Raw genomic sequence first — 13633 nt, forward strand, 5'->3', positions numbered from 1 at the left:
CGTGGATCGTCGGAAAAGGATCAGCTGGTTCCGACGACCATCGGCGGGCCCCGCCGGCTGACCACGTGCCGCAGCACGGCCGACCGCAGCACAGGCGGCTCGCCCCCGGCCACGGCGAAGAAGGGCGTCTCGGGCACCGGCGGCAGCACGGCCGGCAGCCGCGCGAGCAGCCGTACGGGCAGCCGGCGCAGCAGCCCCCAGAGCACGGCCTCGCCGCGCGCCAGCCACAGCGCGGTCAGCGCGGTCGCCCACGAGTGCGCGACGAGCATGCCGAGATCCGGCACCAGCCCGCCGGACGGATGTACGGCGTGCGCGATCGCCTGGGCGGGGGAGGCGGCATGGGACATCGACCACAGCAGGTGCACGGCGAGCTGGAGACCGCCCAGCAGAGGCAGGATCGCGCGCACCGTCCGCTCGCGCCCCGCCAGCGGGAACGCGGCGCAGGCGGCCAGCCCGAAAGCCGCCACCATGGCGCCCCCGGACACCGTGCCGCCGCCGAAGAAGTGCGCGCCCATGCCCAGCCCGAGGCACACCACGGCGAACACCGCGGTGCGAAGGAGGCGGAAGGGCATGCTCGCGGACATGATGCCAGCCATCATGACACGCCCCGCCCCCGCTCCATGATCCGACTGTGCAGCCGGCGTTCCACCGGTTCTCCGGCCGCCTTTCCGCCCAGGCCGCCTGCCCGCTTCCGGCTGAGCACGGCCAGGATCGCGAGCACGCCGGCCAGCAGGACCGCCAGCCCGGCCTGGGCGGCGGCCGTCCAGCCGCCGCCGAGCGAGCCGAGGAGCACCGTCCCCGTGACCGTGCCGCCGAGCACGCCTCCGGCCTCCTGTACGGTCCCGAGCACGCCCGCCGCCGCCCCCGACCGCTCCGGCCGCACGCCGGCCAGCACGCCGGAGATCAGCGGCGCCATGAGCAGCCCCATCCCGGCGCCCGCCACCGCCAGTCCCGCCGCCAGCCAGTACGGCGCCGCGCCGGCGCCGATCGCCCGGTGCAGCAGGCCCAGCCCGAGCAGCAGGGTGAGCGCCCCCGACACGGGCACCCGCCTGCCGAACCGCTCCACCAGCCGCCCGGTTCGCAGGCAGGCCACGAAGAACCCGGCGTTGAGCGCCGTGCCCACCGCCCCGGCCGCCAGTGCGCTCAGCCCGGCCCCGTCCTGCAGGTAGAGCGCCAGCACGAACGAGAGACCCGCCGAGGTGCCGAAGAGCAGCGCGATCGCCGGCAGTCCCGAGGCGAACCCCGGCTCCCTGAGCACGTCCGGATCCACCAGCGGCTCCCCGCCCGCCCGCACCAGCCTGCGCTGCCGCCTGACGAAGGCGGCCAGGAGGGGGACCGAGGCGCCGAGGGACACCCAGGTCCACAGCGGCCAGCCGTGCTCGCGCCCCTGAGTCAGCGGCAGCACGACGGCGACCAGCCCCGCCGCCACCAGCCCCGCCCCGGCGAGGTCCAGCCGCCGATCGCCGCCGGGGACCAGGACCGCGGCCCCGGTCCTGGGGACGAGCCGCGGGACCAGGGCCAGGGCCAGCAGGGCGACGGGCACGTTCACCAGGAAGCAGGCCCGCCAGCCCAGCCCCAGCGGGTCGGCCGCGATCAGCAGCCCGCCGATCGCCTGACCGCTCACTCCCGCCAGGCCGACCGCGGTGCCGTACCAGCCGAAGGCCCTGGGCCGGTCGGCGCCTCGGTACATGACGCCGATGAGGGTCAGCACCTGCGGCGCGAGCAGCGCCGCGGCGACGCCCTGCACCACCCTGGCGAGCACCAGCACCCCGGTGGTGGGCGCCGAGCCGCAGCCCGCCGAGGCCAGCGCGAACAGGGCCAGGCCGGCCACGAAGACGCGGCGCGGCCCGTACAGGTCGCCGAGCCGCCCCGCGATGATCAGCGCGGCGGCGTACGCCAGGCCGTATCCGGCGATCACCAGCTGCCCGGCCGCCGCGTCGGCTCCCAGGCCGGTGCGGATCGACGGGACGGCGACGTTGGCGACGAAGAAGTCGAGCGTGGTCATGAAGACGGCGACCAGCACGACGGGCAGCGCCCACCAGCGGTTCGGGACGGGCACGAGGGTCTCCTGAGTGGTGAGGGGCGGGGGCGGTGGGAGAACACCGCGAGGCCCGGAACGGTTGAGCTCACCCTCGGAGCGGCCGGTCATGGTTTCCTGCCGTTCCGCTATGGACCGGCGGCATAATGACCCGCAATGCCGAAATTTCCTGACCTTCCGACTTATGCGGCGGCGATCGCCCCGGTCATCGACGCGGTCCACGTGAACGTGCACGCCTCCGCCCGCAGGGTCCGCGAAGAGCTCGACGGCGTCTCGGACGTGTCCCCGGGCTTCCTGAACGACCTCCGCTTCACGCTCCCGCTGCGCCCCCTCACCCGCGACGCGCTCGCCACCGTCTACAGGTACGGCAGTGCCGCCGAGCGCGAGGCCGCCATCCAGGACCACCTGGAGCAGGGCATCCTGGCCGACGACGGCGAGGGTCTGCTGCGCGTGACAGACCGCGGGCTGGCCGTCATCCACCGCCTGTACCGGGTGCACGCGGCCGCCGTCCAGCGCATCTGGCCAGGCCACGACGTCCCCGCGCTCGCCGCCCTGGCCGGCAGGGTGCTCGACCGCGCCCAGCGTGACCGGCCCGGGCCCGACCGGCCCGGACCCGACCGGCCCGGACCCGACCAGCCCGGGCGGGCCCGCCCGGCGGACGAGCCGGGCAGCGCCTTCGCGCTGGTCGCCCCGCCGTACGAGCCGCAGGACGCTCCCGCGGGCGTGCTGCTGTTCAACCGGCTCGCCGCCCTCCGCTACCACCGCGCCGACGCGCACGCCGCGGCCTGGCGGGAGGCCGGGCTGTCGGTGGCCGAGATCGTCGCCCTGAAGCCCGGCCCGGCCCGCGAACGCATCGAGACCGGGACGAACCGGCGCGCCGCCCAGCCGTACCGGACCCTCACCGATTCAGAGCGCGACCACTTCTACGGCGGGCTGCTCCACCTGATGTGAACCGCGCTCAGAGCGCGGTGTCGATTCCGATCCCATGGTTCGCAAACTGCCACCTCCCGGTAACTAGCCGGAAGGCGCACTATGGTCGGGTACCTCTACAAGGAGGGGTGTGGTGGATCAGGACCTGCCCGGCGGTGCGCGGCTGATCGTGGGAGTGGACGAGTCTCCGGCCTCGCGCTGGGCGCTGGCCTGGGCCATCGGCGCGGCGCGCCTGCACCGCATGGCTCTGGTCGCGGTGCACGTCAGCCGGGCGCCCGTGCATCCCTTCCCTGAGGCGCTGCCCGTGCAGCACGCCATCAGGCACGGGGAGGAGACTCGCTGCGGAGAGGTCGTGGCGAACGTGTTCGACGACGTGGCGGGCGGGATGCCCGAGGACCTCACCACTGCCGTGGTGGCCAGGGTCGGCGATCCCGGCTATCACCTCGTCGACCTGGCCCGCGAGGGCGACCTGCTGGTGCTCGGCCGCGGCCGGCGCGGGCTGCTCAGCCGCCTGCTCCTGCCCTCGACCTCCATGTACTGCGCGCGTCACGCCAGGACCACGGTCGTCATCGTGCGCCAGCCTGCGCCGCCGGACGACCCGCAGCTCTCAGGCGAGCGGGCGCGGCGCTTCTGGAGCCGCAGGCACTACCAGTGATCTCCTCAGCAGTTCGAGGCCGCCCGGGATGGCGCCCTGCTGGATGGCGCCGTAGCCGATGACCAGGCCGGGCTGGACCGGGGTCTCGCCGCAGTAGGCGTCGAGCCGCTCCACGCCGAGACCGGGCCGCTGCCGTACGGACACCCCCGGGGCCAGGCGGGCGCACAGGTGCAGGCCGGCCGCGGACGGCACCAGGCGCAGCCGGTCGTCCTCCGACAGCGTGGCGCTGATCAGGGCGTGCCGGGCGGCGTACACGCGGGTGGCCTTCCTGATGTGCCTGGCCAGCAGGCCCTCGTCGACGAAACGCGCCAGCGCGGCCTGCGTCGGCAGCTCGCCGTGCCAGTCGGTGAGCCGTTTGGCCGCCCGCAGCGCGGGCCCCAGCGAGGCGGGCGCGACCAGGAAGCCCAGCCTGAGCATCGGCAGCAGGGTCTTGGAGAACGAGCCCACGTAGATCACCCGGCCTGCCCGGTCCAGGCTCTGCAGCGGCTCCAGCGGGCGATCGCCGAAGCGGAACTCGCTGTCGTAGTCGTCCTCGATCACCACCGCGTTGCGCCGCTCCGCCCAGGCCAGCAGCGCCGCCCGGCGAGCCAGCGACATGGGCGTGCCCAGCGGGAACTGGTGCGACGGCGTGACGTACACCAGCCGTGCCGCGCTCGGGATGGCGGAGACGTCCAGGCCCTCGCCGTCCACGGGCACCCCGACGACCCGCGCGCCGAGCGAGCGGAACAGCAGCCGCGCCGGCGGGTAACCGGGCTCCTCGACGGCCACGAACGCGCCGGGCTCGATCAGCACCCGGCCCACCAGGTCGAGCGCCTGCTGCGCGCCACTGGTGATGAGCACGTCGCCGGCGCCGGCGCGCACCGAACGGCTGATCCCGATGTGCCGGGCGATGGCCTCCCGCAGTCCCTCGTGCCCGGACGGGTCGCCGTACCCTCCGCCGCCCCGCCGCAGCTCCCGGCTCACCAGCCGGCGCCAGCTCTCCATCGGGAACAGCTCCGCGTCGGGCACGCCGACGCGGAAGTCGTACGCGGCACGCCTGGCTCCGGAGCCGTACGGCGCGTCCGGCCGGTCCGGGCCGGAGGCGTACGAGCCGGTGGTGGCCGGGCCGGTGATGGACCGCCACACAGCGCGCGGCCGTACGACGCCCGTGGGCGCGGCCCTGCCGCGCACCGGCTCGGCCGACACGAACGTGCCCGCGCCCGCCCGGCCGATCAGGAAGCCGTCGGCGACCAGCCGGTCGTAGGCGACGGCGACCGTGTTGCGGGAGACGTCCAGCCGCCCGGCCAGCTCGCGCGTCGGCGGCAGCCGTTCACCGGACCTGAGCCGGCCGTCGAGCACCGCCTCCAGGAGCTGGCGGTAGATCTGTGCCGCCAGGTCGCCCCGCCCGGACAGGGTCACGTGAACGTCCATCTTGGCCCAATCATTTAGCCGGAAATTGGAGCTTATATCGGGACAAGTTCCGGCCTAGCGTCGGTGTCATGACGGAACGAATGAATCTCGGCGACCTCGCCGGCGAGGCGTACAAGGCCATGGCCGGGCTCGACCGGTTCGTGAGCGCTAGCACCCTGCCCAAGCCCCTGCTCGAGCTCGTCCGGCTGCGGGCCAGCCAGATCAACGGCTGCGTGTACTGCGTGGACATGCACAGCTCGGACGCCAAACAGGCGGGAGAGAGCGACGCCAGGCTGCACGCCGTGGCGGTGTGGCGGGAGGCCCCCTTCTTCACCGACCAGGAGCGCGCCGCCCTCGCCTTCACCGAGGCCGCCACCAGGCTGTCCACCGATGACATCACCGACGAGATCTGGCAGCGGGCCGCCGAGCACTTCACCGAGCATGAGCTCGCCGCGCTGGTCGTCGCCCTCGCCACCATCAACGCCTGGAACCGGATGGGCGTGGCCACCAGGATGACCCCGGAGTCCTACAAGGCGTGAGCGGCCGGCAGGCGCCGGCCGCTCACGGACCTCCCCTCGCGGATCCCTATCTGAAGGCTCGCAGCCGCAGGCTGTTGCTCACCACGAAGACGCTGGAGAACGCCATCGCGGCGCCCGCGATCATCGGGTTGAGCAGCCCCGCGGCGGCCAGCGGCAGGGCGGCCACGTTGTAGGCGAACGCCCAGAACAGGTTGGTCTTGATCGTGGTCAGCGTCCGGCGCGACAGCCTGATCGCGTCGGCCGCTACGCGCAGGTCGCCGCGGACCAGGGTGAGATCGGACGCCTCGATGGCGGCGTCGGTGCCGGTGCCCATGGCCAGCCCCAGGTCGGCCTGGGCCAGCGCGGCCGCGTCGTTGACGCCGTCGCCGACCATCGCCACCACCTTGCCCTCGGCCTGCAGCCGCTTGACCACGTCCACCTTGTCGGCGGGGAGCACCTCGGCGATGACCTCCTCGATGCCCACCTCGGCCGCCACGGTCCTGGCGACCGCCTCGTTGTCGCCGGTCAGCAGCACCGGGGTCAGGCCGAGTGCGCGCAGCCGCTCGATGGCCTCCTTGCTGGTCGCCTTGACCACGTCGGACACGACCAGCACCGCGCGCGCCCTGCCGTCCCACCCCACGGCCACGGCGGTGCGCCCGGCGGCCTGCTCAGCCTGGAGCTCGCGCTCCAGCTCGGCGGGCAGCCGCTGCGACCACTCCGCGAGCAGCGCGGGCCGGCCGACCAGCACCGCGTGCCCCTCGACGACACCCTGCACGCCGAGCCCCTCGATGTTGGCGAAGTCCTCGACCGTGGCCTCGGACCCGGCCGCCCTGGCGATGGCCTGGGCGATCGGGTGCTCGGACGCGTGCTCCAGCGCACCGGCCAGCCTGAGCACCTCGTCGCGGTCCTCGCCCTCGGCCAGGTGCACGCCCACGAGCGTCATCCGTCCCTCGGTGACCGTGCCGGTCTTGTCCAGCACGATCGTGTCGACCTCGCGGGTGGACTCCAGCACCTCCGGCCCCTTGATCAGGATGCCGAGCTGGGCGCCCCTCCCGGTGCCGACCAGCAACGCCGTGGGCGTCGCCAGGCCGAGCGCGCACGGGCAGGCGATGATCAGCACGGCCACGGCCGCGGTGAAGGCCGCGCCCGCGCCGTTGCCGGTGCCGAGCCAGAAGCCCAGCGTGGCCACGGACAGCCCGATCACGATCGGCACGAAGATGCCGGAGATCCGGTCGGCCAGCCGCTGGACCTGCGCCTTGCCCGTCTGCGCCTCCTCCACCAGCTTGGCCATCCGGGCGAGCTGGGTGTCGGCGCCGACGCGGGTGGCGCGGACGACGAGCCTGCCGCCCGCGTTCACGGTGGCGCCGGTGACCGGGTCGCCCTGCCGCACCTCCACGGGCACGGACTCGCCGGTCAGCATCGAGGCGTCAACCGCGGAGACGCCCTCCTCGACCACGCCGTCAGTGGCGATCTTCTCGCCCGGCCGCACCACGAACCTGTCGCCCGCCTTCAGCGAGTCGACGGGCACCCGCCGGCCGTCGGCCAGCTCCACGTCCTTGGCGCCCAGCTCCATCAGCGCCCGCAGCGCCGCCCCCGCACGCCGCTTCGAGCGAGACTCGAAGTAGCGCCCGGCCAGGATGAACGCCGTCACCCCCGCCGCGGCCTCCAGATAGATGTTGCCGGAGCCGTCGCTGCGCTGGATCGTCAGCTCGAACGGGTGCGTCATCCCCGGCATGCCGGCCGTACCGAAGAACAGCGCCCACAGCGACCAGCCGAGCGCCGCGAGCGTGCCCATCGAGATGAGCGTGTCCATCGTCGCCGTGCCGTGCCGCAGATTGGCCCAGGCGGCCCTGTGGAACGGCCAGCCCGCGTACACCACGACCGGCGCGGCCAGCGTCAGCGACAACCACTGCCAGTAGGTGAACTGCAACGCCGGGATCATGGCCATCGCGACCACCGGAACGCTCAGCACCACCGCGGTGATCAGCCGGTCGCGCAGCCCGTTGTCAGGCTTTTCCACAGGCTGTGGACGGTCCGCGCGCGGCGGAGCGGGCAGCTCGGCGGAGTAGCCGGCTTTCTCCACCTCGGAGACCAGCTCCTGAGGGTCGAGATCGTCAGGGAAGGTGACCTTCGCCTTCTCCGTCGCGTAGTTGACCGTCGCGGTCACACCGTCGAGCTTGTTGAGCTTGCGCTCGATCCGATTGGCGCAGGACGCGCACGTCATGCCGCCGATCGTGAGTTCGACGGCCCTGTCCTCGGCCTCGGTGAGGGAAGACATCACCTCTCCTTTCTCGCGTCGCGTCCTGTGTCAGTGGGTGTGCGGGGGCGCCTGCTCGGCGGTCGCCGTGAAGCTCGCCGTGCGGACCTCGCCGCGGTGCTGGAAGTCCAGGAACAGGCGGTAGTCGCCGACGCTCGGCACCTCGGCGTAGAAGGTGATCTCCGGTCCCGCCTTGGTCCTCCCGTCGCCCGGCTCGCCGTCGGGATGCACGTGCAGGTAGGCCAGGTCGCCCGCGCGCAGGGCCACCAGGTGGCCGTAGGCGCTCAGGTAAGGCTCCAGGTCCTTCACCGGCTCGCCGCCCTTGGTGACCTTCAGCGTGAGCTTGCTCGCGTGGCCGGGCACCAGGTCTCCGTCGAGGCTGACAGTGTAGTCGCCCACCTTGGATGTACGGCTGACCTGCGGCAGGGCCTTGGGCTGGTAGTCGCCGGCGGCCTGCAGGTCCACGCCGAGCGTCAGCTTGTCCGCCCCCGTCGGCGCGAAGTCGGCGAAGGCCCGGTAGGCGCCGGGCTCGGGCAGCTTCAGCTCGACCGACCAGACGCCGTCGGAGCCCAGCGCCGGGTGCAGGTGCTGGAAGCTGGTCAGGTCGTGGGAGACGACGATGAAGTGGAGCTTCTTGTCGTGCTCGACGTCGTATTCGGTGACCGGCTCGCCGTCCGGGCCGGTGACGGTGAAGCGGAAGTCGGTGGCCTTGCCGGCCTTCGCCGCTGTGAGTGGGGTGAGGGTGTAGCCGTTCTGCGACACTTGAAGCCCCCCGGGGGTATCACTCTCGTTGTGTGCTGCTGCCTCTTCGCTGTGACCGTCGCCGGTCTCGTCCGTGCCGTGGCCGGTGTCCTTCTCCGGTGTCGCGGTCATGTCGGCGTGGCCGGCCACCGCGGTGCGCCCGGCCGGCCCGGCCGGGCCCTCAGCGGGCCCGACCTGCCCTACCGCGCTCCCGACCCCGAGCGCCCCGGCGAAGAGCACTGCCAGCCCCGCGCCGTACAGCCCGAGCCGCGCTGCCGCGTTCACGCCGTACCCGCCAGCTCGTAACCGGCCTCCTCGACCGCGGCGCTGATCCGCGCCTGGTCCACAGGGCTCTCGCTGACCACGGTCAGCACGCCGCTCGCCAGGTCCACCTCCACGGAGGTGACCCCCGCGACCTCGCCGACCTCCTCCTTGACCGAGCTCACGCAGTGGCCGCAGGTCATGCCCTTGACGGTGTAGGTGGCGGTGCTCATGGCTTGCTCCTTCAGATGGTCGTACGCTCTACTCTGCCGACTCTAACACCGTACCCCCCTAGGGTATGCCCTCGGGGGTGAAAAAACCCACAAATCCGCCGCCCCCACTCTTTCCACCGCACTCCCCCTCCTTTCTGTACGGCCAGACGAGGAGTGAGGATCAATCCCCGGCCGAACCCGTCTGACCATCGATCCACAAGTCCGGACGTGCGCACTTGCCCGTGACATGCGGCATGATCCAAGTTGGGCCGGGCACAGGTAGTCCCACCCGGGACCGATGGCCCGTTCCTTGAACAATCCGCACATCTGGTTCGGACAAACACAGGGACCGCTGCCATCCCTTGCTAGGCTGCTTGTCAACCGTTGGGTCTCACCCCGGCAGGTGAGACCGTCGAATGAAGTGGGGTCACACCGTGAAGAAGCTGCTTGTTCTGGCGCTGGTCGCCCTTGGGGGGTTGCTGGTCTGGCGTAAGGTGCAGGCCGATCGCGCCGAGCTCGATCTCTGGACCGAAGCGACCGGTAGCGAGAACTAACCGACCGGCGAGGCGATGAGTGACGTCGTCCCCATCAAGCTGGCGTGCCTGGACCTGGCAGGCACCACGGTCGGAGACATCGCCATGGTCGAGCGGGCGTTCGCCGAGGCGATCGCCACCCAGGGCATAGTTCCCGGGACCGGAGCGTACGCGCGAGCCATGGTTCACGTGCACCGGTCCCGGGGCCTGCCCAAGATCGAAATCTTCCGCGGCATCTTTCCCGAAGACGAGGCACAGGCCCAGGCGGCCAACCTGACGTTCGAACGCGCCTACGAAGGCGCCCTCGAACGAGCAGGACTCGTCCCCATGCCCGGAGTCCTCGAAGTCCTCGACAAGCTCCGCGGCTCAGACGTCAAACTCGCCCTCACCACCGGTTTCAGCCGCACCACCCTCAGCCGCGTCCTCAGCGTCCTCGGCTGGCACGACCAGGTCGACCTCGCCATCAGCCCCGAAGACGCCGGCGGCCGCGGCCGCCCCTGGCCCGACATGATCCTGCACGCACTCCTCCGCCTCGGCATCCAGGACGTCCGGCAGGTGGCGGTGGTCGGCGACTCCGAAAGCGACATGCTCTCCGGCCGCCGCGCGGGCGCCGCGATCGTGGCCGGCGTGATGACCGGCGTCCACAGCCGCGAACGACTGCTCAAGGGAGGCGCTACGCACATCCTGGAGTCGATCGCGGAGTTGCCTGGATTGATCCTCAGCGAGGACCTCGGGACGACGCAGATACCCGCGCCGGCCCGGTAAGCTGTCTTCATCGAAGGGGCCTTAGCTCAGCTGGCAGAGCGCCTGCTTTGCAAGCAGGAAGTCAGGAGTTCGAATCTCCTAGGCTCCACCTCGGAAAACGCCCCGCAACCGGTCTCGGTGCGGGGCGCTCGTGCCATTAGCTCTAGGTGATCTTCGCCTGCTCGGCTTCCACTCGTGCACTGAGCGCCTCGGCGATCCGCTGGTCTGCGTCGCGTGTTACATACTGGTAGATGAGCACAGATTGCCTGCGGGCTCGCTGGCGCAGTGATCACCGACCTCGCCGGGGTACTCCTCGCGCATACGGCGTGCGGCGCGCTCCTCGTGATCGCGATCATCATCGTCCAACGCTTCGGTACACCCCATGATTGAGCTACCACGAGGCGATGCGCCGCAGTTGTGTGCCGGATGCGTGCCAGATTGAACGGCGATCAGCGGGGACTGACGGGAAGTCACGGGGACTCTGTCTTGGCTGTACAGCCAAGAGGGCGAACGACAGCGGACTTCGGAGAAAGACGACGGACACCAAACATCAGGTCGGGGCCTTCGAGCTTGATCGAATCGTCTTCTTCAATCCGTAGGGTTCCGGAGTTCGAGACCCGGGCGGCCTACCACTTCCCGCCCCATGTGACAGCTGTCATGTCGTACTCATGACTGCGACTTCTACGCCGCTACGCGCTCCTGCACGAAGATCGAACCATGACGAACAGCAAGAGCGCGCCCAACTGGACAGTCGGCATGTGGCCGGGCATCGCGATCGGCATGGGACTGGGCGTAACGCTGCACAACCTCCTTCTCGGCATTTCACTGTCTCTGTGTCTCGGAGTCGCCCTCTCGTGCGCGCTCGTGGCAAAGCGTCAGACCGCAGAAGAGTGAGCGCGGGACAGCGGGACGGCCGACGACAGACGAGAGGACCAGGCCGGCGAAGTGCGCGGGCGCTGGAAGTGAGCAGGTGGCAGACATGATCGTCGTGCCATTAGCGTGCCATTAAGGGTGGTCAGCAGCGGTCGATCACGGTCACTCGCGGACTGTCCTCAGCGCAGGTCGAGGCCGTTGCGCCTGAAGATCAGACCGTTTGCAAGCAGGAAGTCAGGAGTTCGAATCTCCTAGGCTCCACCAGGGAAAACTCACTTTCGTTGACCGCTGCGAGGCGGGGGGTGGCCGTACGTGCTGCAGGCGGCCATCGCGGCCTGCCACGCCCAGGCCCGCCGGGTCGAGGACACCGACTGGGAACAGATCGCGACTCTCTATGAGACGCTCCTCCACATGGCTCCGTCACCGGTGGCTCAATCACGCGGTGGCGGTGTCGATGACGCGGGGCCCGGAGGCCGGGCTGAGCATCGTCGACGAGCTGACCGGACATTCGGCGTTGCGCGACTACCATTTGCTGCCCGCGGTACGCGGCGACCTGCTCGCCAAGCTCGGGCGGATGGACGAGGCCCGGGTCGAGTTCGAGCGGGCCGCGCAGCTGACCCGGAATGAGCCGGAGCGCGAGGTGCTGCTCCGGAGGGCGTATGCGTGCGCGGCGGGAGCGGTATAAGCGTGCGGGTTTCTGGTGGTGAGCGGCGCGATGCTGCGATGGACACGAACCGGGTGCTGCTTCGTTGCGAGATCGTCGAAGGGACCGATCGCGGCCGGGCTGGATGGGTGCATTCATACGAGTTTGCTGCGGGCATTGCGGTGACAGTTGGATGCTGTCGATACAGATACCCCGCTGTCGAGGAGTCCCGCGCGCCAGGACCGGATCATCTGCGTCGACAGCTTCGCGACCGCGATCCCGCCGAGCATGGGTGCGATATGGCGATCAAGGCGGCGGCGCACGCGCCGCCGCCCGGCCCGAGCTTGCGGGCCGCGCGCTGCGCGTGCGGCCTAGGGGCCGTTCTCGCGCGCGCCCGCCACTCGGCCGCGTCGGGTGGGCATGGCCCCCGACCTCAAGCCCTTCAACAGTTGCTACACGCTCGGATCAACCGGATCTACCATCAGCACCACCCGGTCAGCCTCGATGTCGAATTCAAGATTCGGAGGGCCGGGAGATCCCTCCGCAGTCATCAACACGGACTTCCGGAGACGCCGTCCGATCACGCAGAAGAAATCCACCAGGACGTCCAACCGCTCCTGCCCCTGCAACTCTCTGAGATCGACGTCGAAGTCGATCGACTCGGTCTGATACATGCGGAAAATCATCAGCACGTCGGGGATCGGCCAGACTCTCAGCACAGGCGTGCCTCTCAACTCAGGCATGCCGCCGGCATCGGCAACCGCGGCCATGTCAGCAGCCGAAGTGAGTTCCATCGGCTCGCTATCCACCGAGTAGGCGTACTGCCAGCCCTGCGCCCGAACGAGATCCAGCAGCACCTGCCAGTCCTCGACAGTCGTCCCCTCTACAACCACGTCAGGCAGCACTCCGTTGACTTCGGGGTCGAAGAGGGCTTTCACGTCATCCCACAGCAGGTCAGGCACAGCACTCATCATCCCGCAAGTAACGCGCCTCCGGCGGGGGACTCCGGCTCCGGGATGATCGCCGCGTGGGCCTGGGGTCCGTAGATGGCTGAGGTGGATGCTGATCATCCCGTCCGCCATCGACCCGTGGCCCTGGCCCGCTTCCCCTTCGGGCGAGCCGACGGCAGACGGGATGATCAGGAGGGCAGAGTGCACGCCGCGCGGGGAAATCCCAGGTGACGGGCTGATCGCTGGCTCTTGTCCGCGGTCGGTCAGTAAGAGCAAGTCAGGCCCGCCTGGCGTGACACGTGTTGTCTGGTTGAGGGGCCTACAGTATGGGCGTGACCCAGCACGAAGCTGCCCCAGCGGTTCCTGCCGCTTCGTTTTCCGGCTGAACGAGTGTGTGGTGAGTGTGGGGAACGGTACCGTGTCGCCTCGCGAGGGGAAGGGGGGCCGTTTCACTTCCGGACAATGACTCTGGAGGCAGGGCCGGGCTCCAGCGTAAGGATCACCGGTCACTGGCGTTCGGGAGACTGGCGTCCCGGGGAGACGCTTGAACTTCGGCGTCGGGATGGCTTCAGGCTCTTGATCACGGGCGCTCAGATGGAGCCGGCCGTTAGTGCTGGGAGCGAACTCCGCGGACAGCGCACCCTCCTAGCGCCAGCACACCGGTCACTTCAGCCTGGTGCCTGTATCTGGGCGACACCTTCTCAGGAGTAGTTCGCCCTGCCTACGTCGTGCGCGGTGTAGAGACGGCTCTCAGGAGACCGTGCAATATACGTGTAATGATCAAGGCCTGATCGAAGGACTCGTACGTCTATCGGCAGGTAGGAAGCACGCTTTCGCCCTAACGGTCACGCGCTGTAAAACCGCTCGGCGATTTGTATCGTCCTTACTT

The 13633-nt window shown here is 70.4% G+C and carries 13 protein-coding genes, 1 tRNA gene and 1 pseudogene; 8 read left to right on the forward strand and 7 right to left on the reverse strand.

Translation table 11 applies throughout. The features are described 5' to 3' along the window. Nucleotides 1-20: 20 nt before the first annotated feature. Complete coding sequence (locus V5E28_RS24580) at nucleotides 21-584, reverse strand: MFS transporter (RefSeq protein WP_336209486.1); 564 nt, start codon at nucleotides 582-584, stop codon at nucleotides 21-23. An 11-nt stretch (nucleotides 585-595) separates the two neighbouring features. After that, nucleotides 596-2059, reverse strand: a complete 1464-nt coding sequence (locus tag V5E28_RS24585; protein WP_336209488.1) for an MFS transporter — start codon at nucleotides 2057-2059, stop codon at nucleotides 596-598. Between the two features lie 135 nt (nucleotides 2060-2194). Between V5E28_RS24585 and V5E28_RS24590 the strand changes: the two genes are divergently transcribed. Together V5E28_RS24590 and V5E28_RS24595 are read left to right on the forward strand one after the other, a co-directional pair. Beyond that, on the forward strand, nucleotides 2195-2989 hold the full coding sequence (locus tag V5E28_RS24590) for a hypothetical protein (RefSeq protein WP_336209490.1): 795 nt from the start codon (nucleotides 2195-2197) through the stop codon (nucleotides 2987-2989). Nucleotides 2990-3101: 112 nt separating this feature from the next. Next, entirely contained in the window at nucleotides 3102-3623 is a 522-nt protein-coding gene (locus V5E28_RS24595) for a universal stress protein (protein ID WP_336209492.1), read from the forward strand. Here V5E28_RS24595 and pdxR read toward each other — a convergent pair. After that, entirely contained in the window at nucleotides 3576-5033 is a 1458-nt protein-coding gene (pdxR, locus tag V5E28_RS24600) for a MocR-like pyridoxine biosynthesis transcription factor PdxR (RefSeq protein WP_336209494.1), read from the reverse strand. The genes V5E28_RS24595 and pdxR overlap by 48 nt on opposite strands. Before the next feature lie 68 nt (nucleotides 5034-5101). On the opposite strand from pdxR, the gene V5E28_RS24605 reads away from it, so the two are divergent. After that, nucleotides 5102-5551, forward strand: coding sequence for a carboxymuconolactone decarboxylase family protein (locus V5E28_RS24605; RefSeq protein ID WP_336209495.1), 450 nt, complete (start codon nucleotides 5102-5104; stop codon nucleotides 5549-5551). Nucleotides 5552-5597: 46 nt separating this feature from the next. On the opposite strand, the gene V5E28_RS24610 is transcribed toward V5E28_RS24605, so the two are convergent. From V5E28_RS24610 to V5E28_RS24620, 3 genes are read right to left on the reverse strand one after another with little or no spacing between them, the layout of a single operon-like run. Next, nucleotides 5598-7808 carry a heavy metal translocating P-type ATPase gene (locus V5E28_RS24610; RefSeq protein WP_336209497.1) on the reverse strand — a complete coding sequence of 737 codons (2211 nt, stop codon included), beginning with the start codon at nucleotides 7806-7808 and terminating at the stop codon, nucleotides 5598-5600. 30 nt (nucleotides 7809-7838) lie between these two features. Further along, nucleotides 7839-8813, reverse strand: coding sequence for a hypothetical protein (locus tag V5E28_RS24615; protein ID WP_336209499.1), 975 nt, complete (start codon nucleotides 8811-8813; stop codon nucleotides 7839-7841). After that, nucleotides 8810-9022 (reverse strand): heavy-metal-associated domain-containing protein, encoded by a 213-nt coding sequence (locus V5E28_RS24620; RefSeq protein ID WP_336209501.1) that lies wholly within the window; start codon nucleotides 9020-9022, stop codon nucleotides 8810-8812. Before V5E28_RS24620 ends, V5E28_RS24615 begins: the two co-directional genes overlap by 4 nt. A 413-nt stretch (nucleotides 9023-9435) precedes the next feature. On the opposite strand from V5E28_RS24620, the gene V5E28_RS24625 reads away from it, so the two are divergent. From V5E28_RS24625 to V5E28_RS24645, 5 genes and pseudogenes are all read left to right on the forward strand, one after another. Next, a complete protein-coding gene (locus V5E28_RS24625) occupies nucleotides 9436-9555 on the forward strand; it encodes a DLW-39 family protein (RefSeq protein WP_211264163.1) in 120 nt (39 codons plus the stop codon). Nucleotides 9556-9570: 15 nt separating this feature from the next. Beyond that, a complete protein-coding gene (locus V5E28_RS24630; RefSeq protein WP_336209507.1) occupies nucleotides 9571-10299 on the forward strand; it encodes an HAD family hydrolase in 729 nt (242 codons plus the stop codon). Nucleotides 10300-10314: 15 nt separating this feature from the next. Continuing rightward, a tRNA-Ala gene (locus V5E28_RS24635) sits at nucleotides 10315-10387 on the forward strand. A gap of 608 nt (nucleotides 10388-10995) precedes the next feature. Beyond that, nucleotides 10996-11172, forward strand: coding sequence for a hypothetical protein (locus tag V5E28_RS24640; protein WP_336209509.1), 177 nt, complete (start codon nucleotides 10996-10998; stop codon nucleotides 11170-11172). Nucleotides 11173-11451: 279 nt separating this feature from the next. Next, nucleotides 11452-11836: pseudogene (locus tag V5E28_RS24645) on the forward strand (RNA polymerase subunit sigma-24); the annotation flags it as partial. 410 nt (nucleotides 11837-12246) lie between these two features. Here V5E28_RS24645 and V5E28_RS24650 read toward each other — a convergent pair. Continuing rightward, complete coding sequence (locus tag V5E28_RS24650) at nucleotides 12247-12756, reverse strand: hypothetical protein (RefSeq protein WP_336209511.1); 510 nt, start codon at nucleotides 12754-12756, stop codon at nucleotides 12247-12249. Nucleotides 12757-13633: the final 877 nt, after the last annotated feature.

The organism is Nonomuraea sp. LPB2021202275-12-8, assembly GCF_037044575.1.
Taxonomy (GTDB): Bacteria; Actinomycetota; Actinomycetes; order Streptosporangiales; family Streptosporangiaceae; genus Nonomuraea.